This is a genomic window from Defluviimonas aquaemixtae (genome assembly GCF_900302475.1).
GTDB lineage: Bacteria > Pseudomonadota > Alphaproteobacteria > Rhodobacterales > Rhodobacteraceae > Albidovulum > Albidovulum aquaemixtae.
Map to the genome: position 1 here is coordinate 468947 of NZ_OMOQ01000003.1, position 18057 is coordinate 487003.

At 65.4% G+C, this 18057-nt stretch carries 18 protein-coding genes; 7 read left to right on the top strand and 11 right to left on the bottom strand.

Annotated elements, in window-relative coordinates; all coding sequences use genetic code 11:
- Positions 1-270 precede the first annotated feature (270 nt).
- Positions 271-1749, bottom strand: coding sequence for an NAD-dependent succinate-semialdehyde dehydrogenase (locus tag DEA8626_RS17400; protein ID WP_108854475.1), 1479 nt, complete (start codon positions 1747-1749; stop codon positions 271-273).
- Between the two features lie 86 nt (positions 1750-1835).
- Between DEA8626_RS17400 and DEA8626_RS17405 the strand changes: the two genes are divergently transcribed.
- Positions 1836-2624 (top strand): hormone-sensitive lipase, encoded by a 789-nt coding sequence (locus DEA8626_RS17405; protein WP_108854684.1) that lies wholly within the window; start codon positions 1836-1838, stop codon positions 2622-2624.
- A gap of 3 nt (positions 2625-2627) precedes the next feature.
- On the opposite strand, the gene DEA8626_RS17410 is transcribed toward DEA8626_RS17405, so the two are convergent.
- The 4 genes from DEA8626_RS17410 to DEA8626_RS17425 form a co-directional block, all read right to left on the bottom strand.
- A complete protein-coding gene (locus DEA8626_RS17410) occupies positions 2628-3374 on the bottom strand; it encodes a class I SAM-dependent methyltransferase (protein WP_108854476.1) in 747 nt (248 codons plus the stop codon).
- The gene (locus DEA8626_RS17415; RefSeq protein ID WP_108854477.1) at positions 3367-4362 is read right to left on the bottom strand and encodes a P1 family peptidase; all 996 of its coding nucleotides are present in this window, start codon (positions 4360-4362) and stop codon (positions 3367-3369) included. The genes DEA8626_RS17410 and DEA8626_RS17415 overlap by 8 nt, the downstream gene beginning before the upstream one ends.
- Positions 4362-4712 (bottom strand): cupin domain-containing protein, encoded by a 351-nt coding sequence (locus tag DEA8626_RS17420; RefSeq protein WP_108854478.1) that lies wholly within the window; start codon positions 4710-4712, stop codon positions 4362-4364. Before DEA8626_RS17420 ends, DEA8626_RS17415 begins: the two co-directional genes overlap by 1 nt.
- Positions 4713-4776: 64 nt before the next feature.
- On the bottom strand, positions 4777-5517 hold the full coding sequence (locus DEA8626_RS17425) for an SDR family oxidoreductase (protein WP_108854479.1): 741 nt from the start codon (positions 5515-5517) through the stop codon (positions 4777-4779).
- A gap of 70 nt (positions 5518-5587) precedes the next feature.
- Between DEA8626_RS17425 and DEA8626_RS17430 the strand changes: the two genes are divergently transcribed.
- Both DEA8626_RS17430 and DEA8626_RS17435 read left to right on the top strand, forming a co-directional pair.
- Complete coding sequence (locus DEA8626_RS17430; RefSeq protein WP_108854480.1) at positions 5588-5926, top strand: VOC family protein; 339 nt, start codon at positions 5588-5590, stop codon at positions 5924-5926.
- 121 nt (positions 5927-6047) lie between these two features.
- Complete coding sequence (locus DEA8626_RS17435; RefSeq protein WP_108854481.1) at positions 6048-6842, top strand: DUF72 domain-containing protein; 795 nt, start codon at positions 6048-6050, stop codon at positions 6840-6842.
- 124 nt (positions 6843-6966) lie between these two features.
- Here the strand turns inward: DEA8626_RS17435 and DEA8626_RS17440 are convergent, their stop codons facing one another.
- Genes DEA8626_RS17440 through DEA8626_RS17450 form a run of 3 tightly spaced genes read right to left on the bottom strand, consistent with a single transcriptional unit; the run spans position 6967 to position 10309 of the window.
- Positions 6967-8556 (bottom strand): ABC transporter ATP-binding protein, encoded by a 1590-nt coding sequence (locus tag DEA8626_RS17440; protein ID WP_108854482.1) that lies wholly within the window; start codon positions 8554-8556, stop codon positions 6967-6969.
- Entirely contained in the window at positions 8553-9365 is an 813-nt protein-coding gene (locus DEA8626_RS17445; protein WP_108854483.1) for an ABC transporter permease, read from the bottom strand. Before DEA8626_RS17445 ends, DEA8626_RS17440 begins: the two co-directional genes overlap by 4 nt.
- On the bottom strand, positions 9362-10309 hold the full coding sequence (locus DEA8626_RS17450; RefSeq protein WP_108854484.1) for an ABC transporter permease: 948 nt from the start codon (positions 10307-10309) through the stop codon (positions 9362-9364). The genes DEA8626_RS17445 and DEA8626_RS17450 overlap by 4 nt, the downstream gene beginning before the upstream one ends.
- A gap of 380 nt (positions 10310-10689) precedes the next feature.
- On the opposite strand from DEA8626_RS17450, the gene DEA8626_RS17455 reads away from it, so the two are divergent.
- The 4 genes from DEA8626_RS17455 to DEA8626_RS17470 all read left to right on the top strand — a co-directional run bounded on the left by DEA8626_RS17455 (position 10690) and on the right by DEA8626_RS17470 (position 15442).
- The gene (locus DEA8626_RS17455) at positions 10690-11934 is read left to right on the top strand and encodes an NADH:flavin oxidoreductase/NADH oxidase family protein (protein WP_245890903.1); all 1245 of its coding nucleotides are present in this window, start codon (positions 10690-10692) and stop codon (positions 11932-11934) included.
- A 389-nt stretch (positions 11935-12323) separates the two neighbouring features.
- Entirely contained in the window at positions 12324-13529 is a 1206-nt protein-coding gene (locus DEA8626_RS17460) for an aminopeptidase P family protein (RefSeq protein ID WP_108854686.1), read from the top strand.
- Positions 13530-13677: 148 nt separating this feature from the next.
- Complete coding sequence (locus DEA8626_RS17465; RefSeq protein ID WP_108854485.1) at positions 13678-14211, top strand: HD domain-containing protein; 534 nt, start codon at positions 13678-13680, stop codon at positions 14209-14211.
- Between the two features lie 424 nt (positions 14212-14635).
- On the top strand, positions 14636-15442 hold the full coding sequence (locus tag DEA8626_RS17470; protein ID WP_108854486.1) for a L,D-transpeptidase: 807 nt from the start codon (positions 14636-14638) through the stop codon (positions 15440-15442).
- Between the two features lie 9 nt (positions 15443-15451).
- On the opposite strand, the gene DEA8626_RS17475 is transcribed toward DEA8626_RS17470, so the two are convergent.
- From DEA8626_RS17475 to DEA8626_RS17485, 3 genes are all read right to left on the bottom strand, one after another.
- Entirely contained in the window at positions 15452-15793 is a 342-nt protein-coding gene (locus tag DEA8626_RS17475) for a cupin domain-containing protein (protein ID WP_108854487.1), read from the bottom strand.
- Between the two features lie 100 nt (positions 15794-15893).
- Positions 15894-16535 (bottom strand): class I SAM-dependent methyltransferase, encoded by a 642-nt coding sequence (locus DEA8626_RS17480; protein ID WP_108854488.1) that lies wholly within the window; start codon positions 16533-16535, stop codon positions 15894-15896.
- Positions 16536-16569: 34 nt separating this feature from the next.
- Complete coding sequence (locus tag DEA8626_RS17485; RefSeq protein WP_108854489.1) at positions 16570-18042, bottom strand: ABC transporter substrate-binding protein; 1473 nt, start codon at positions 18040-18042, stop codon at positions 16570-16572.
- Between the last annotated feature and the right edge of the window lie 15 nt (positions 18043-18057).

Genomic DNA, 18057 nt, shown 5'->3' on the forward strand with positions numbered 1-18057 from the left:
TGAGACGGAGCGCCGCCAGGGAGTGAACCCGGAGAGCCAGTAACGGCGAAAGACCGGTGTTATCGGAATAGCGCGTCACGAAGCGGCGGCCGATACAGCCGCGCGATAATGCGACCATCCCAGCCCAGCTTCGGGTCGGGCAAGGAATCCTGTGCAACAAACGCAAGGCAACGTTGCCCGCGATCCGGACCAATATCGTCCGTGGATAGATCAAAGGCAAAGCGGGTGGCTTCTTTTACGTGCACCCGCTCGCCAAGTCGTTCCGGCCCCTCAGACCGACAGACAGATGTACTTCATCTCGAGGTAGTCCTCGACCCCATGGCGCGAACCTTCGCGACCGAGGCCTGACTGCTTCACGCCGCCGAAGGGCGCGACCTCGGTGGAGATGAGGCCAGTGTTTACGCCCACCATGCCGTATTCCAATCCCTCCTGCACCCGCGTGATGCGGCCGATATCGCGGGCATAGAAATACGAGGCGAGGCCGAAGATCGTGTCGTTGGCGAGCCGGATCGCCTCTTCCTCGGTCTCGAACTTGAACAGCGGCGCGAGCGGCCCGAAGGTTTCTTCGGTGGAAACCTTCATCTCTTGCGTGACCCCCGTCACCACGGTTGGCTCGAAGAACGTGCCGCCAAGCGTGTGACGCTTGCCGCCCGTCAGGACGTTGCCGCCACCCGCCAGCGCGTCGGCCAGATGCTCCTCGACCTTGGCGACGGCCGAATCGTTGATCAGCGGGCCAGTGGTCACGCCTTCCTGCAATCCGTCGCCGACATTGAGCTTCGCCACCGCCTCGGCCAACTTGCGGGCGAATTCGTCATAGACGCCCGCCTGCACGTAGATCCGGTTCGCGCAGACGCAGGTCTGACCGTTGTTGCGGAACTTGGAAATCATGGCGCCCTCGACCGCCGCGTCGAGATCGGCGTCGTCGAAGACGATGAAAGGCGCATTGCCGCCAAGCTCCATCGAGCATTTCATGACCTGGTCGGCCGCCTGACGCAGGAGAATGCGACCGACTTCGGTCGAGCCGGTGAAGGTCAGTTTTCGGACGATCGGGTTCTCGCAGAATTCCTTGCCGATCTCTGAGGATTTCTTCGATGTGATAACCGAAATGAGCCCCGCGGGAATGCCCGCGCGGTCGGCCAGCACCGCCATGGCGAGTGCCGAGAGCGGCGTCTCGGCCGCGGGCCGTGCGACAAAGCCGCAGCCGACGGCGAGCGCGGGCGCGACCTTCCGCGCGATCATGGCGTTCGGGAAGTTCCACGGCGTGATCGAGGCCGCGACCCCGATCGGCTGCCTAATCACTGTGATCCGCTTGTCAGGCTGATGGCCGGGGATGGTCTCGCCGTAGACGCGCTTGGCCTCCTCCGCGAACCATTCGACGAAGGAGGCGCCGTAGAGAATCTCGCCCTTCGCTTCGGCCAAGGGCTTGCCCATCTCGGCCGTCAGGATCGCGCCCAGGTCGTCGGCGTTGGCGACCATGAGATCGTGCCACTTGCGCAGGACGCCTGCGCGGTCCTTGCCGGTGCGCGCCGCCCAGTCCTTCTGCGCTGCGGCAGCCGCCTCGATGGCACGGGCGGTTTCGACGCGGCTGAGATCGGGTACGGAACAGATGACGTCGCCTCGCGCCGGATTGGTGACCTCAAAGCTCGTGCCGTCGTCAGCATCAATCCATTGCCCGGCGACATAGGCCTTTGTAACCAGAAGCGAGGGGTCTTTCAGGAGCGAGCGGAGATCGGTAGCGGTATCAAGCATGGGAATCCCCCTAAGTTTGAAATTTGATCAAATGCACGGGACCGGGCGAATGTCCAGAACCGCCACAAGACGAGAGGATGTCGGGCATGAGATATGACGAGGCATTCGAGAATGCAAAGCATATTCCCGGAGGCGCCGGTTATCCGCCGCGCTGGGCGGCAAAGGCGGCAGAGTTTCGCGACAGCCTCGGCGACCGGGCGCGGCTCGGCCTGAGTTATGGCGGGTCAGGGGCGAACTGGTTCGACCTTTTCCTGCCCGCCGATGTGCCGGAGGGCCTTCTGGTCTTCATTCATGGCGGCTACTGGCTGCGTTTCGGGCCGCGCGATTTCTCGCACCTCGCCCAGGGCGCTCTCGCGCACGGCTGGGCAGTGGCGATGCCGGCCTACACGCTCGCGCCCGCAGCGAAGATTTCAGCGATGACGGCCGAGATCGCGGCGGCGCTCGGTGTGGTGGCGACTGAAGTCGCGGGGCCCATTGTCGTTGCGGGCCATTCCGCCGGCGGCCATCTGGCCGCACGGATAGCCTGCCTGGGTCTCAAACTGCCCGGCGACGTGGCAGAGCACCTGCGTCGCGTCGCGCCCATTTCGCCGCTCTCGGACCTGCGCCCGCTCATGGAGACGACGATGAACGACGAGCTGAGGCTTGACGCGGCCGAGGCGCGGGCCGAGAGCCCGGCACTTCTGGCGCGCCGCCCGGGCCTTCCCGTCCACATCTGGGTCGGTGGAGATGAGCGGCCAGTCTTCCTCGACCAGGCGCGGCGGCTCGGAAATGCCTGGGCCTGCCCCGTCACCATCGATCCCGGCAAGCATCATTTCGACGTGATCGAAGGGCTGGAGGACGCGGCTAGCCCGCTTCTGAGCGCGCTTCTCGGCTGACTCTCACGCGCGACGCCCGAGCGGAATGAACTCGGCGCTGTCTGCGGCAAGCGGCGCGCCGGTCCAGTCGCCGAACCAAGTGTCGACGGTGAGTCCGGCCGCAGCAATCAGCCGCTTGAGCTCCTTCAGCGACGGAAAGGCGATCTGCGACGAGGCGCGGAATTCGTGGCCATCCGACGTCACAAGATAGACGGTTTCGTAGGTCGCAATGTAGTTAGCCGAATCCCAGGCAACATCGTTCCAGGCGGCGACGGAGCCGAATTCAGGATCGGCGATCTCGCGGCGGGAGAGGGCGGGCCGCCATTCGCGCCATTCGCACCGGGCGGGATTGCGGCTGTCGAAGATGAACCGCCCCTCCGGCGCGAGGTGTCGTGCGAAGGCGGTTAGGCACGCTGCGCGATCCCGTTCGGACAGCAGAGATTGGAATGCGTGGCCGGTCATCACGATCAGATCGAAGCTGCGCCCGAGGTCGAGGTCTCGGGCGTCCGCCTCCACCCACGTGACCCGGCCCGCGCCCCGCTTGGACCGCGCGAGATTCAACATCGCGAGGGCGGGATCGACCGCGGTGACGGCAGTGTGGTAATCGCCTGCGATCCGGATCGCGAGCTCGCCAGTGCCACAGCCGAGATCAAGCACGGAGGCGCACCCGCGAGCCATGTTCAGACAGAAGCTGCGGTCGTCCGTCCAGCCGTTGTCGAGATCGTAGAACCGGGCCAGCGCGGCATCGCGATAAAGCCGGTCTTCATCCATGGCCGAATCGGTCGGACCATGCCGGCAGCACATCGCCGGGCCGCGCCTCCGCCGCATAGACTGCGCGGGCGATGGCCCGGGCGAGGCACGCGGCGGCGGCGTGGCCAATTAGGAAGAGCGCCGAGGACCGGTCGGCGAGCGGCTTCTCCCCCGTCGCCGCTGCAAACACCAGATCTCCGTCAAAGGGAGTATGCGAGGGCACGATTGCTCGGGCCATGCCGTCATGGGCCGCGACCGCCATGCGCAGCGTCTCGGCCTGACTGAGGACGGCGTCGGTCGCGACGACGGCGATCGTGGTGGCCTCCTTTGCCCGCTTGTCGGCGGCGGGCTCACGTGCAGGTTCGAACTGCGCCGGCAGGCCGAGCCCGCCGAACTCTACGCCGATCTCCCACGGCGCAGCCCAAAACTGTGGACTGTGACCAATGGTTACCGAGCCGAGCGCGTTGACCGCGACGAGCGCGCCTACAGTGACGCCGTTCTCGAGGATCGCCGAGGCGGAGCCCAGGCCGCCCTTCAGCCCCTGCGTTGTAGCACCGGTGCCCGCCCCCGCCGTCCCGAGCGCGAAATCCGGAGCGACCGCGGCGAGCGCGGCGCGGCCGAGCCGCTTATAGGGGTTCTCGGCCCAACTTTTGTCACCGCCGTTCAGAAGATCGAAGAGGATCGCCCCCGGAACGATCGGTACGCGGGCGTCACCCACGGCGAAGCCGCGCCCCATTGCCCGGAGCCCGTCGGCGACGCCCGAGGCGGCATCGAGGCCGAAGGCCGACCCGCCCGACAGCACCAGCGCGTCGACCTCGTGGACGAGCTTGTCCGGTGCCAGCAGGTCGGTTTCGCGTGTGCCGGGCGCGCCGCCCATGACGTGAACTGCGGCCGTGAACGGCCGTGCGCCCAGAAGGACGGTCGCGCCGGTTCGGATCACGTGATCTTCGGCATTCCCGACGCTGAGGCCCGCGACATCCGTGATGAGGTTTCGCGCGCCCGGCCGCATCAGATCCGGTCCTTCGGAGCGGCGGTGGTCGGGTCGCCGGTGTTCGGCGTGCCCCTGGGTTCGATGAGCAGAACTTTTGCCTCCCGCTCGGCCCGCGGCCGGTGGCGCACGCCCTTCGGCACGACGAAAAGCTCGCCTGGGTGCAGCACGTGCGTCTCGTTCTCGACATCGAGCAACACCTCGCCCTCGATCACGAAAAAGAAATCATCGGTGTCGGGATGGTCGTGGAAGGGGAACTCGCCTTCGAACTTCACCACCATGATGTCGTTGCCGTTGTATTCGGCGACGACCTTCGGGTCCCAGTGCGTGTCGAACGTCGAGAACTTCTCGGCGAGATTGACGATTTTCATCCCGGCTCCACTTTCTGTCATCAAATACTCCAGGGGTCCGAAGACAGAGCCCCCGGTTCCGGCCTCAGATGCAGCGCCCGCCATCGACCTCGAGCGCCACGCCGGTGATCATCGACGCCTCGTCCGAACAGAGAAAGACGGCGGCGTTTCCCATGTCCTCAGGCGTCGAGAAGCGCCCGATGGGGATCGTGGCGAGGAACTTCGCCCGCATCTCGGGCGTGTCCTCGCCGAGGAAGCTCTTCAGAAGCGGCGTCTCGCCCGCCACCGGGCAGATCGCGTTGACCCGCAGGCCGGCAGGCGCCAGTTCCACCGCCATCGCCTTCGTCGCGGTGACCATCCAACCCTTCGAGGCGTTGTACCAGTTGAGCCGGGGCCGGGGCGACAGCCCCGCGGTCGAGGCGACGTTTAGGATCGCCCCCGCGCCCCGCGCCTTCATGGCCGGCACAAGCGCACAGGCAGTTAGGTAAACGGATTTGCAGTTGACCGCGAAGACCCGGTCGAAATCGGCCTCCGTCACGTCTTCGAGCGCTGCGGGCGCGTGGGTCACGCCGGCGTTGTTGACCAAGATATCGACTCCACCGAGGCCGTGCTCGGCCAACGTGGCCAGCTCAGCCACGCTTTCGGCCATCGAGACATCGACGCGCTGCGCAATGCCGCCAATCTCGGCCGCGACCGCTTCGGCGGCCCCCGAATTGATGTCGGCAACCATGACCCGTGCGCCTTCGGCCGCGAACCTGCGCGCGATACCGGCGCCAAAGCCCGATCCTGCTCCGGTCACGATCGCCGTCTTTCCAGTCAGTCGCATGGTTTTCCTCCGCCACCGGGCGTATCTTAGCCGCGCGCCGTTCTTTGCCAACCGAGATTGGAGGGCCGACATGATCAACGGAGCGCATGTCGTCGTCTATTCCGCCGATGCTGGTGCCGACCGCGCCTTCCTGCGCGAGGTGATGGGCCTGTCCTCCGTCGACGCCGGCGACGGCTGGCTGATATTCGCGCTGCCGCCCGCCGAGGTGGCGGTCCACCCGGCCGAGACGGGTGGAAGCCACGAACTCTTCCTTATGTGCGACGACATCGACGGGCTCCGCACCGATCTGCTCGCCAAGTACATCGAGATCGGCGATGTCAGCGACGAGGGCTGGGGTCGGCTCGCGGTGATGGTACTTCCGGGTGGTGGAAAGCTCGGCATCTACGAGCCGCGCCACGCGCGGCCCTGAGCCGGGTTGCCGATGCCGAGACCCCTACCGAGCATAACGGCGACATCGCACCTTCCGTTGGCTTCCGTGCTGGGCAGTTGTTCTGTACGGCGTTAGACTTTTGAGCGGCAAGGAGGATCGGATGGCGGGCAGGATCGGCATCGGAATCGGCGGGTGGACCTTTGAACCCTGGCGCGGATCTTTCTATCCAGAAGGCCTCGCGCGGAAGCGCGAGTTGGAATATGCCGCGAGCCGGCTCACCTCGATCGAGATCAACGGCACCTACTACGGTTCGCAGAAGCCGGAAAGCTTCGCGCGCTGGCGCGACGAGACGCCAGACGGTTTCGTCTTTGCGGTCAAGGGGCCGCGGTTCGCAACCAACCGCCGCGTCCTGGCCGAAGCGGGGGATTCGATCGAGCGGTTCTTTGCGAGTGGCCTGCTGCTGCTCGGCGACAAGCTTGGCCCGGTGAACTGGCAATTCATGGCCACCAAGAAGTTCGATCCCGAGGACTTCGCGGCTTTCCTCAATCTTCTGCCGAAAAGCGTCGAAGGCCGCGCGATCCGCCATGCGGTAGAAGTCCGGCACGAGAGTTTCCGGTCGCCGGACTTCGTGGCGCTCGTGCGCGACTACGGCGTCGCCATCGTGCTGGCGGGGGACAGCGAGTTTCCCCAGATCGCCGATCCGACCGCGCCATTCGCCTATCTGCGGATCATGGGCACGACAGAGGCGGAGCCTGCAGGCTATTCCGCCGCTGCGCTCGACCTCTGGGCAGCGCGGGCACGGGCGCTGGCGGAAGGGAGGGTGCCGGAGGGACTGGTGATGGTGGAGGAGCCGCCCGCCGTACCGGCGCCGCGCGATGTGTTCCTCTACGTGATCGCCGGACACAAGGCGACCAATCCGGCCACCGCCCAGGCGCTGATTACGCGCCTCGGCTGAATGCTTCTCCGGCCGGCGCCTTGGAGGCGCCCGATCTCGGACCCGTCGAGGGGTTCTCGATCGGCAGCGTCTGCAATGCTGGCCGCCAAGCCACGCCGATACCGGTGTCCATGGCGTCTGACTTCTACGCACTTTCCTTCCAGTCGGCCGGGATCACCGGCGTCGCCGCGATGAGCCGTTGTGTATACGGATGGCTTGGCGCCGCGAAGACGCGTTCCGTCTCGCCCTCTTCCACGATGCGGCCGGACTGCATGACGAGGACGCGGTCGGTGATCGAGCGCACGACCGAAAGGTCGTGGCTGACGAACAGGTAGGCGAGTCCGTGGCTTTCCTGAAGCCGCACGAGGAGGTCGAGGACCTGGGCGCGGACCCGGACGTCGAGCGCGGAGACGGCTTCGTCCAGCACGATAAGGTCGGGCCGGATGATGAGCGCCCGTGCGATGGCGATGCGCTGGCGCTGGCCACCGGAGAATTCGTGGATGTACTTTTCCATGTCGGAGGCCGCAAGGCCGACTTCCTCGAGCGCCGCCGCGACGCGGTCGCGGGCGTCGTTCGGGGTTCCGGTCAGGTGGAATGGTTCGGCAATCAGCCTGCTGACCTGGTGGCGCGGATTGAAGCTGCCATAGGGGTCCTGAAACACGACCTGCATTCGCGCGCGCACTGCGCGGGGCATTGCGCGGCCTGCCGTGACCGCGGCGCTCTCGAGGCGGATCGTGCCGGACTGGACCGGGTCGAGCCCGAGAATGGCGCGGGTGAGCGTGGACTTGCCGCAACCGGATTCGCCGACAAGGCCCACGCTTTCGCCCTGCCGGATCCTCAGACTCACGCCGTCGACGGCGCGGAGCCGGGGGTGTGGCGCGAAAGGGGAGGGTCGGGGCAGCACGTACTCCCGCACGGCGTCTTCCACGGTCAGGAGCGTGTCGGGGCGGGTCTGTGGTCGGCGCAGAGGCTGGTGTTCGGACGCGGCGAAGAGCCGTCGCGTGTAGTCGTGCGCCCGCCGCCGGAAGACGGTATCCGTCCTGCCGTTCTCGACGATCCGGCCAGATTGCATGACCGCGACATGGCTCGCCATGCCCGCCACGACGGCGAGGTCGTGCGTGATGAGCATGAGCGCCATTTCCTCGTCTTTCGTCAGCCCTTCGAGAAGATCGAGGATCTGCGCCTGGGTCGTGACGTCGAGCGCCGTCGTGGGTTCGTCGGCGATGAGGAGCTTCGGCCTCAGTGCGATGGCCATGGCGATCGCGACCCGCTGACGCTGGCCCCCGGAAAGCTCATGGGGGTAGCGCGAGAGCGGGAAGCGGTCCCCGGGCAGGCCGACGCGGGCGAGCTTCTCGCGGGCGACCGCGCGCGCCTCGGCGCGGGTGGCGGCGCGGTGGATGAGAAGCGTCTCGGCGACCTGGTCGCCGATGGTCTTCATCGGATTGAGCGCGGTCATGGGCTCCTGAAAGATCATGCCGATCTCGTTGCCGCGGATACGGGTCAGTCGGCGCTCGGGCAGCGCCAGGAGATTGTCGCCGGTGAAGCGGGCCTCGCCCGAAACGCGTGCCCCGGGCGGCAGAAGCCCCAGCACGGCGAGCGCCGTCATAGACTTGCCCGAGCCGGATTCGCCCACAAGGCCGAAGGTCTCGCCCGGGGCAATATCGAAGGAGACATCCGAAAGGATGGGGAGCCCGTGGATCGCCAGCGAGAGGTTCCGGACCGACAGCAGCGTCATCGGACGCGTCTCAGGCGAGGGTCGAGATGATCGCGGAGGCCGTCGCCAAGGAGGTTGAGGCCGAGGACGGTGAAGACGATGGCGAGGCCCGGGAAGATCGCGACGTGAGGGGCGAGCGTCACCATCGTCTGCGCCTCGGCCAGCATCCGCCCCCAGGACGGTGTCGGCGGCTGGGCGCCGAGCCCGACATAGCTGAGGCCCGCTTCGGCGAGGATGCCGAGGGAGAACTGGATCGTGCCCTGCACGATCAGCAGATTCGTGACATTGGGCAGGATGTGCTCGACCGAGATGCGGGCGGCGCGTTTGCCTGCGACCTCGGCGGCACGGATGAAGTCGAGCGTCCAGAGAGAAAGCGCGCCGCCGCGGGTCACGCGGGCGAAGACCGGGATGTTGAAGATGCCGATGGCGAGGATCGCGTTGACGGCCGAGGGCCCGAAGACGGCGGTGATCAGGATTGCGATGACGAGAGAAGGGAAGGCGAAGATCAGATCGTTGCCGCGCATCACGACCTCGTCGATCAGGCTGCCCCGGTTGGCGGCGGCGAGGAGCCCGAGCGGCACGCCGAGCCCCATGCCGATGCCGACGGCGACGAGCGCGACGGCGATCGAGGTCTGGGCGCCCGACATCAGCATCGAGCCGATGTCGCGGCCGAAATGGTCGGTGCCGAGCCAGTGGTTGGGCGAGGGGGGCTCTAGGCGCTCCGCGATGGTGAGCGCGGTGACGTCGTGGGGCGTCCAGACGAGCGAGATGGCGGCGGCGAGAAGGGCCGCGAGCGAGAGCGCGATTCCGAGGACGAAGGACAGCCTCATACGCGCTTCCTCAGGCGCGGATCGATCGCGGCATAGGCGAGGTCGACGAGGAAGGTGACGAGGATGACGGCGAAGACGAGGATCATCACGACGCTCTCAACCACGATGAGGTCGCGCTGGGTGATGGCCTGGAAGATGAGCCGCCCGAGGCCGGGCAGGTAGAAGACGTTCTCGATGATGATGGCGCCCGCGAGGAGGAAGGAGAACTGCATGCCGAGGATGGTTAGGACAGGGATCATGGCATTGCGGAGCGCGTGACGCAGGATCGCCTGGCCCCGCGTCAGCCCCTTGGCGCGGGCGGTGCGGATGTAGTCCTGGCCCAGCGTCTCGATCAGCGCCGAGCGCAGCACGCGGGCGAGGATCGCCGCCTGCGGCAGCGCGAGCGCGAAGGCAGGAAGGGTAAGGGCGCGGAGGCCTTGGCCGACGCCGCCCTCCCACCCGGGGAAGCCGCCTGCCGGGAAGAGGCGCCAGTGGAGCGCGAAGGCGAGGACGAGGAGCATCGCGAACCAGAAATTCGGCAGCGCGATGCCGACCTGGGTCGCGCCCATGACGGCGGCGTCGGTGACCTGGCCTCTGCGCGCGGCGGCAACGAGGCCGGCGGGAAAGGCGATGACGACAGCGAGCGCCAGCGCAAAGGCGGCAAGCGGCGCCGAAACGGCGAGGCGTTCGGCCACCAGCTGGGAAACCGGCACCTTGTAGGTGTAGGACTGTCCGAAATCGCCCTGGATCATGCCGGTGATCCAGGTCCAGTAGCGGACGGGCGGGGCGGCGTTCAGGCCGAGGCGGTCGCGGAGGGCGGCGACCGTGTCCTCGCTCGCATTCAGGCCGAGCATGTAGGAGGCGGGGTCGCCGGGGACGATCTCGATCACGGCGAAGATGACGAGGCTCGCCACGACGAGGCTCAGGCCGAGCGAGAGGAGGCGTCTGAGGAGATAGCGGATCATGCCCGGCCCCTTTCCGGGGCGAGGCTAGGGGGAAGGGGGCGGGCGGTCCAGAGGGGAGTCGGTGCGTTCGGGGGCCGGTACGGGGCTGTCGGGACGGCGGCCGAGGGTGTGAAACGGAGGGGATTTCACGCGTGAAACAATGGCCAAGAGGTTGAAAAGACTTGTGTTTGCCTCTTTCGTAAGGGGATTTTAGGGATTTCACGGGAAAGGGCATTCCCATCCTCCCCGTGTTGACGCCCGCATTAACGCAGGGAAGCCGAAATCCCAAGAGGGATTGGCGATGTCGCGAAAGCATGTCCGTCCGCTTTGAGCCCTAATCTACCGGATGATGCATCAAGATTGAATGAGCGCAAAAAGCGACAATGCGGACCATTCGGGGTATGGATCGCTTCATGGAAAATCATCACTACGCAACACTGTTCCAACCGCTCGAATTGCCGTGCGGGACTGTCTTGAAGAACCGGATTGCCAAGTCGGCCATGTCGGATTCGCTGGGGGACGGTCGCGGCGATCCTACGGATGCACAAATCCGGCTCTACGAACGTTGGGCGGAAGGTGGGTTGGCCGTGTCGATTATTGGCGAGGTGCAGGGCAATCCGAACTTCGCCGAAAAGCCCGGAAATCTCGTTCTGCGATCGGATTCTGATCTGCGTCGTTTCCAAACCCTCGCCCGCAGGGGGTCTGCCAATAGAGCGCAGCTATGGCTTCAGCTTGGCCATGCAGGCGCGATGGCGCATCCTCCAATCAGCGATCCAAAAGGTCCGAGCGCGCTCGACATTCCCGGCCTGATCTGTTCGGCCCTGACCCAGGACGAGGTGCGCGCCCTGCCGTCCGAGTTTGCCCGGACAGCGCGCCTCGCCAAGGATCTTGGATTCGGCGGAGTTCAGGTCCACGCAGCCCACGGGTTTCTGTTGAGCCAGTTTCTCTCGCCTCTGTTCAACAGGCGGGATGACAAACATGGCGGGTCCATAGCGAACCGGATGCGACTGTTGCTTGAAGTCGTTGATGAGGTGCGCGGCGCTGTCGGCCCCGGCTTTCCAACCGCCATCAAGCTGAACGCGACCGATCAACTGGAAGGGGGCTTTGACAAGAAAGATGCCCTTGCAGTGATCGCGGCGTTGGATGGGACGGGGATCGATCTGATCGACATCAGCGGTGGAACCTACTTTCCCGGCGCGCGGTCCGCCTCAGACAGTGCGGGCACGGGGCCTTATTTCCTTGATTTTGCAGAACGCGCCCGGCCCCTGACCCGCAAGCCGCTAATGGCGACGGGTGGATTCAAAACCCTGCAGCACGCGACCGATGCAGTCGCCCGAGGCAGCGTTGACATGGTCGGCCTCGCGCGGGCACTCGTTCTCGACCCGACGCTTCCAAATGGGTGGCGGTCCGGCACGAAGGGTGCCCCCAAGTTCCCGAGGTTCTCTGACCCGCCCGAGGGCGGGATCACGGCTTGGTACACGATGCGACTGACAGAGCTTGGCGAAGATCGTGAACCAGCTGACTCAACGGAACTTGAGGCGTCGATCAGAGAATATGAGGATCGCGACAGCGACCGTATTTCCACATGGAACGCCCGCTTTCGGGCGAGACGTGTTTCCCGGCCCAAGGTGCGGCTGCGTAAATGACCGGTCATTCGAGCTTGATTTTTTGAAAGCCCGCTTCGTTCCGCCGAGCGGACCAACGCGGCACCGGCGCCGGTGAACCGGTGGACGGGCGCAGGCGCCGGGGGCTTTGCGCCCCCGGACCGCCGCAGGGTATTTGCGCAATGAAGAAGCCGGACGCGTGTCGTTTTTCGACTAGCGCCGGTTCGGGCGGTCGGGATAAAAGGTGCGCGAGCCCGTGGCGATGGCGTCGCCGCAGGGGCATCCGCCCCGACGCTCGCGGAGATATCCGCCTGAAGTCCTGTACGCCGGGACCTTTCGGGGTTCCGGGCGAGGTCCGAGACCCCACAATGTGAGGTCTGAACATGACGAAACGTCCACAACACGAGAATTTCCAGCAGGGCGACAGCACGATGGCGACACGTCCGCAGCAATACCGGTTTCACCAGGGCGAGAAGGTTCTGCCCTTCGCTGCATCGGAATATGACGCAAGGCTCGGCGGGCTGCGCGCGATCATGGATGCGCAGGGGGTCGAGGCGGTGGTGCTCACCTCGATGCACAACATCGCCTATTATTCGGGGTTCCTCTATTGCGCGTTCGGGCGGCCTTATGCGCTCGTCGTCACCGCGACCGAGGATGTGACGATCAGCGCGGGCATCGATGCGGCCCAGCCGTGGCGGCGGTCACATGGAGACAACGTCACCTACACCGACTGGCAGCGCGACAACTACTGGCGCGCGATCCTGTCGGTGACCGGTTCGGGCAAAGTGGTCGGCTATGAGGGCGATCATCTGACGCTTTTGCAGTCGGAAAAGCTCAAGTCGTTCCTGTCGCCGTCGAAACTGGTCGATATCGCGCCCACCACGATGAAGCAGCGGATGCACAAGTCGGCCGCCGAGATCGCGCTGATCACGCATGGCGCCAATGTCGCCGACGTGGGCGGCTACGCCATCCGCGAGGCGGTGAAGGCCGGCGTGCGCGAGATCGACGTCGCGATGGCGGGACGTGACGCGATGGAGCTGGAGATCGCCAAACGCTTTCCAGATGCCGAGTACCGCGACACCTGGGTCTGGTTCCAGTCGGGGATCAACACCGACGGGGCGCACAACCCGGTCACGGGACGTCAGTTGCAAGTGGGCGATATCCTCAGCCTCAACACTTTCCCGATGATCTCGGGCTACTACACGGCGCTGGAGCGGACGATGTTCGTGCGCGAGGTGGACGACGCGTCCTTGAATATCTGGGAGGCGAACGTTGCGGCGCATGAACTCGGCATGAGCCTTCTGAAGCCGGGCGTCTCCTGCGCCGAGGTGACGGCGAAGGTCAACGACTTCTTCGCCGAGCGCGACCTGCTGCAGTACCGGACCTTCGGCTATGGCCATTCGTTTGGTGTTCTCAGCCACTACTATGGCCGCGAGGCGGGGCTGGAACTGCGCGAGGACATCGACACGGTGCTGGAGCCCGGCATGGTGATATCAATGGAGCCGATGCTGACGATCCCAGAAGGCCAGCCGGGCGCCGGGGGCTACCGCGAGCATGACATCCTCGTCATTACCGAGGAGGGCAACGAGGACATCACCAAGTATCCCTACGGGCCCGAGTTCAACACCGTCGGCTGACGGCGCTTGACGGACGGAAAATCGGCACTAAGTTGAAAGGTGGCGGCCAGACGGCCCGCCACCTTTCCCGTTCATATTAAGCGTTAGCCGGCCCTCCGCGCTTCCGCGCCGGAGTCCGGCCCACGCATCCCCAACCAGGAGACGGATCATGTCCGATATCATCACGCGCGCGGAGGAGTTCGCGCGCAACGCCCATTCCGGCCAGACGCGCAAGGGCGCAGCTATGGAACCCTATGTCGTCCACCTCGAAGAGGTCGCGTCCTTCGTGCGCCGGCACGGGGGCGACAGCGCGGCCATCGCGGCGGCTTGGCTGCACGACACGGTCGAGGATTGCGACGGCGTTGAGCCTGCCGACATCCACCACGCGTTCGGCGCAGACATCGCGGGGGTCGTGGCCGAGGTTACGGATGACAAGTCCCTGCCGAAGGCCCGGCGCAAGGAGCTTCAGATCGTGACTGCACCTCGGAAGTCGGGGCGCGCGGCGCTCGTTAAACTCGGCGACAAGACTTCAAACATCCGCTCCGTGAATCGGTCGCGGCCCGTAGACTGGGATTTCGAGCGCTGCCGGACCTATGTCGACTGGGCCGAGGCAGTGGTAGCGGCGCTGCCCGGTGGCTTCTGCACTGCCCGGGCGGAGTTGGCGGTCGCGATCGCCGAAACGCGGCGCGGGATCGGGGCCTGAGCCCGCCGGGGGCTATTCGGCGGGTTTCACGAAACTGACTCCGCCCGCTAGCCTGGTCGCGTAGCAAACTTGGAACGCTCTCGGCCAGTGGGGCGACAAGGGGAAGGAAAGACGCACCAGGGATTGCTTGCTGCAAGATAGATACTCGACTCGGCCAGTGCCGAGACTTGATCGGCTTGGGCCTATCGGGCCTTACAGACGAGTCCGGGAAGCTTCGAACTCCTTAGACCAAGACGAGACCCCATTGCGGATGCCGGGCGACATCCTGTCTCTCGCCGACTGAACGCCCCTCGATCACGTCCGTGTGACACCCGCGCCCCGTGCGGGGGTTTTTCATGGGCTGGGGTCAACAGGGGGTTGACGGGTTGTGCATCGCGGGGGTCATGTGCCAAAACCCGCATGAAACTTGAGGATCGAAGCTGCCATGCCCGTTTCGCTGCGCGCCCTCAGCCGCATCCGCTCGGCAACCATTCTGCCTGTCATCCTGCTTATCGCCGCCTGCGGCGGGCAGCCCGAGGTCACACGCGCGCCGGTTGCCGCCGAACCGTTGCGAGGATATGAGGCCGTTCAGGATGGCGACATCCTGATCCCCGAAGTCCACCCGGGCTATACGAACGAACACAACCGCCGGATCCGCGTTGCCTGGACGGGCGCCGAAGGACCCGGCACGATCGTCGTCGATCCTTGGGCGCGTTGGCTCTACTATGTCGAGGAGGGCGGAACGGCGATCCGTTACGGCATCGCCGTCGGGCGCGAGGGCCGCGGCTTCCGCGGCAATGCCGTCATCAAGCGCAAGGAAGAGTGGCCATTCTGGCGGCCCACCGCCAACATGATCCGGACCGAGCCCGAACACTACGCCCAGTTCGCCGACGGGCTCGAGGGTGGTCTCGACAACCCCTTGGGTGCCCGAGCGCTCTATCTTTACCGGGGCGGGAGAGACACGAAGTACCGTATCCACGGCACTAATGCGTCCCAGACGATCGGGCGTAGGACTTCGGCGGGCTGCATCCGGCTCTTCAACCAGGATGCGCTCGACCTCTATCAGCGTGCACCCATGGGCACGCCGGTCGTCGTGCGCACGCCTGAAGAGTCGCTTGCCATCGAAGGGGCTTTCGTCGAACTCGAGAACGGCTACCTAGTGCCTGAAGGGTCGCTTGAAGCCGAGGAATTCTATCAGCGCCAGTCCGTGGCCACGGCGGAGGCGTCTGATATTTTCACCCAGATCAATTGACCGGCGACATCAGAGGCGAATGACGTAGTCCTTGCGCGTCGTCTCGATTACCTCCCATGTGCCAGTGAAGCCGGGTCGGAGAATGAAACTGTCGCCGGGGCGGAGCGCATGTTCCACCCCTTCGGCGTCGGTGATGACCGAGCGGCCCGAAAGGATACGGCAGTATTCCCATTCCTCGTACGCGATGCGCCACTTGCCGGGCGTCGCCTCCCAGATGCCGCAGTAGAGGCCGTCGCGCTCCTCCAGGTTCCAGGTCGTGAAGCGCGGATCGCCGGAGATCACCTTGTCGGGGGAGGGCCGGTCGCGTTCGGCCTCTGCGGCGTCGGGGGACAGGTGGAGGAAGGTGGACATGTCGTCTCCGTGAACCAATCGGGTGCGGCACCGGATTACAGTGCCGTGCGCCAATCAGCCAGCCCTCGCGGATTTGTCTCGGACCGGTGCTGACGGCGCCTCACAGACGGCGTATACAGAACGAGAAATGCCCGTGGCTTTCGAGCGTCACGCTGTCGTAACGCCATCCGTGTGAAAGGCAGAACTCGTTGACGGCCGGGATCACGCCATAGACGACCGGTGTCACGACATTGCCGGTGCAGAAGTCGTGTCCGGCGATGAATCCGCCGGGCCTGACGACGCGGTCGCACAGCGAGAGTTCCTCTGCGGTCATCGCAAATGTATGGCTGGTGTCGAGATAGACCCAGTCGAAATAGACCGGATCGAAGGTGGCGAGCATGTCAGTCGACCTGCCCTTGTCGAGCCGGACCTGCCCGCGTGCGATCTCGCCCGCGAAACGTGCGCGCACCTCCGCCTCGCACGTGGCGTAGCGCTCGGTGTCCCATGCGTCGATCAGGTGCAGCCGGGACGGGGCGGTTCGGTCGAGGATCTCGGCCGTGAACTCTCCGCCCGCGACGCCGATCTCGGCCACCACCGCATCCTTGGGCATCCGATCGAGCAGCGCCAGCCGGTTCGGGAGGAGAACGCCGCCCGCTGTGTGGCGCGCATCGAGCAGCGCTTTTGGGTGGCTGTCGACCTGCCTGCGTCGGGTGTATTTCAGATCATCCGAAGGCGCAGCGCCTGCGTCGTCGTCCCCGCTCATTGGTCGAGTGCGCCGGTCATCTGCGACTGCCCGCCTAGTCGACCCAACGCACGGCTGTCAGGTCGTTGGCCTGGGTGGGCGAATTTTCCCATAGTCCCTCGATTCTTGCATTCGCCACGCCCGTCTTGGCAAGCTGGAACAGGAAGCCATTGACATAATCGTTCGCAATCATCTCTTGCGCGTCCTTGAGGATCGCGGAGCGTTCGGCGGCATCCGTTGTCACCGTAAGCTTGTCCATCAAGGCCACGAAGTCCTGCTTGGCGTACTGGAAGTAGTAATCGGGCCGGGCGTAAATGTTGATGTCGGCAGGCTCGGTATGGCTGACGATGGTGAGGTCGAAATCCTTGCCCTTGAAGACCTGCTCCAGCCACTGCGCCCATTCGACATTAGTAATCTCGGTTGCGATGCCAACCGTGGCAAGCTGTGCCGCGATGATCTCTCCGCCGCGCCGTGCATAGGTGGGCGGCGGTAGGGCAAGTCGCAGCTTCAGGTCGCTAACACCGGCTTCTTCGAGAAGTTCTTTCGATCGTTCGGGATCGTAGTCGGAAAGCCCGATCAGATCGACATAGTCGGGATTGTGCGGCGCGAAATGGGTGCCGATCGGCGTGCCGTAGCCAAACATCGCACCGTCGATTATGTCCTGACGATTGATCGCGTGCGCGATCGCCTCGCGTACGCGCACGTCGTCCAAGGGCGGCTGCTTGTTGTTCATCGCCAGGATCGTCTCGCCCTCGGTCGAGCCGACGATGACCTTGAAGCGAGGGTCGGCGGCGAGCTGTGCCAGGGTCTCGGGAGCGGGGAAGTTCGGGAAGGCGTCGACATCCTCGGCCATCATCGCGGCGAAGGCGGCGGTCGGATCGGAGATGAAGCGAAATGTGGCCTTGGAGAGCGCGACCGGCTCGCCCCAGTAGTCGGGATTGCGTTCGATCTCCACCCGGTCGCCTTGGGTCCAACTCGAAAACCTGAACGGCCCGGTGCCGACGGGATTGGTCGCGGCGCCGTCGATCGACTCGGGCGCGACGATGACCGCGTCGCCCCAGGCCATATTGAAGGGGAAGCTGCCGTCGGCGGAGGAGAGCGTCACCTTCACAGTCAGAGGATCCACGACCTCGACCGCCTCGATCCCGGCGAAGAGCGCCTTCTGCGCGTTCGCGCTGTCTTCGGCCCGCGCCCGGTCGAGCGAGAACTTCACGTCCTCGCCGTCCATCGCGGTTCCGTCGTGAAAGGTCACGCCGTCCTGCAAGTGGAAGACATAGATCTTGCCGTCCTCCTCGATGTCCCAGCTTGTCGCGAGCGCCGGGCGGACCGCGCCGTCCGGGCCGAACCGCGTCAGCCCCTCGAATATGTTGGCGTACACCACCTCGTCGATCGCGGCCGCGGCGCCCGCGGTCGGGTCGAGCCCCGGCGGTTCGAGCGCCATGCCGAGCGTGATCGTGTCCTCGGCGGCGAAAGCCATGCCGGCTGTGAGCGCGAGCGCCGCGGCGCTCCTTTTCAGATGGTCGAGCATGGCGCCCCTCCTTCA

What these genes read in the sequence shown, in the direction of transcription:
- DEA8626_RS17400 (WP_108854475.1), bottom strand. Translation starts at nt 1,749, where the DNA reads ATGCTTGATACCGCTACCGATCTCCGCTCGCTCCTGAAAGACCCCTCG.
- DEA8626_RS17405 (WP_108854684.1), top strand. Translation starts at nt 1,836, where the DNA reads ATGAGATATGACGAGGCATTCGAGAATGCAAAGCATATTCCCGGAGGC.
- DEA8626_RS17410 (WP_108854476.1), bottom strand. Translation starts at nt 3,374, where the DNA reads ATGGATGAAGACCGGCTTTATCGCGATGCCGCGCTGGCCCGGTTCTAC.
- DEA8626_RS17415 (WP_108854477.1), bottom strand. Translation starts at nt 4,362, where the DNA reads ATGCGGCCGGGCGCGCGAAACCTCATCACGGATGTCGCGGGCCTCAGC.
- DEA8626_RS17420 (WP_108854478.1), bottom strand. Translation starts at nt 4,712, where the DNA reads ATGAAAATCGTCAATCTCGCCGAGAAGTTCTCGACGTTCGACACGCAC.
- DEA8626_RS17425 (WP_108854479.1), bottom strand. Translation starts at nt 5,517, where the DNA reads ATGCGACTGACTGGAAAGACGGCGATCGTGACCGGAGCAGGATCGGGC.
- DEA8626_RS17430 (WP_108854480.1), top strand. Translation starts at nt 5,588, where the DNA reads ATGATCAACGGAGCGCATGTCGTCGTCTATTCCGCCGATGCTGGTGCC.
- DEA8626_RS17435 (WP_108854481.1), top strand. Translation starts at nt 6,048, where the DNA reads ATGGCGGGCAGGATCGGCATCGGAATCGGCGGGTGGACCTTTGAACCC.
- DEA8626_RS17440 (WP_108854482.1), bottom strand. Translation starts at nt 8,556, where the DNA reads ATGACGCTGCTGTCGGTCCGGAACCTCTCGCTGGCGATCCACGGGCTC.
- DEA8626_RS17445 (WP_108854483.1), bottom strand. Translation starts at nt 9,365, where the DNA reads ATGAGGCTGTCCTTCGTCCTCGGAATCGCGCTCTCGCTCGCGGCCCTT.
- DEA8626_RS17450 (WP_108854484.1), bottom strand. Translation starts at nt 10,309, where the DNA reads ATGATCCGCTATCTCCTCAGACGCCTCCTCTCGCTCGGCCTGAGCCTC.
- DEA8626_RS17455 (WP_245890903.1), top strand. Translation starts at nt 10,690, where the DNA reads ATGGATCGCTTCATGGAAAATCATCACTACGCAACACTGTTCCAACCG.
- DEA8626_RS17460 (WP_108854686.1), top strand. Translation starts at nt 12,324, where the DNA reads ATGGCGACACGTCCGCAGCAATACCGGTTTCACCAGGGCGAGAAGGTT.
- DEA8626_RS17465 (WP_108854485.1), top strand. Translation starts at nt 13,678, where the DNA reads ATGTCCGATATCATCACGCGCGCGGAGGAGTTCGCGCGCAACGCCCAT.
- DEA8626_RS17470 (WP_108854486.1), top strand. Translation starts at nt 14,636, where the DNA reads ATGCCCGTTTCGCTGCGCGCCCTCAGCCGCATCCGCTCGGCAACCATT.
- DEA8626_RS17475 (WP_108854487.1), bottom strand. Translation starts at nt 15,793, where the DNA reads ATGTCCACCTTCCTCCACCTGTCCCCCGACGCCGCAGAGGCCGAACGC.
- DEA8626_RS17480 (WP_108854488.1), bottom strand. Translation starts at nt 16,535, where the DNA reads ATGAGCGGGGACGACGACGCAGGCGCTGCGCCTTCGGATGATCTGAAA.
- DEA8626_RS17485 (WP_108854489.1), bottom strand. Translation starts at nt 18,042, where the DNA reads ATGCTCGACCATCTGAAAAGGAGCGCCGCGGCGCTCGCGCTCACAGCC.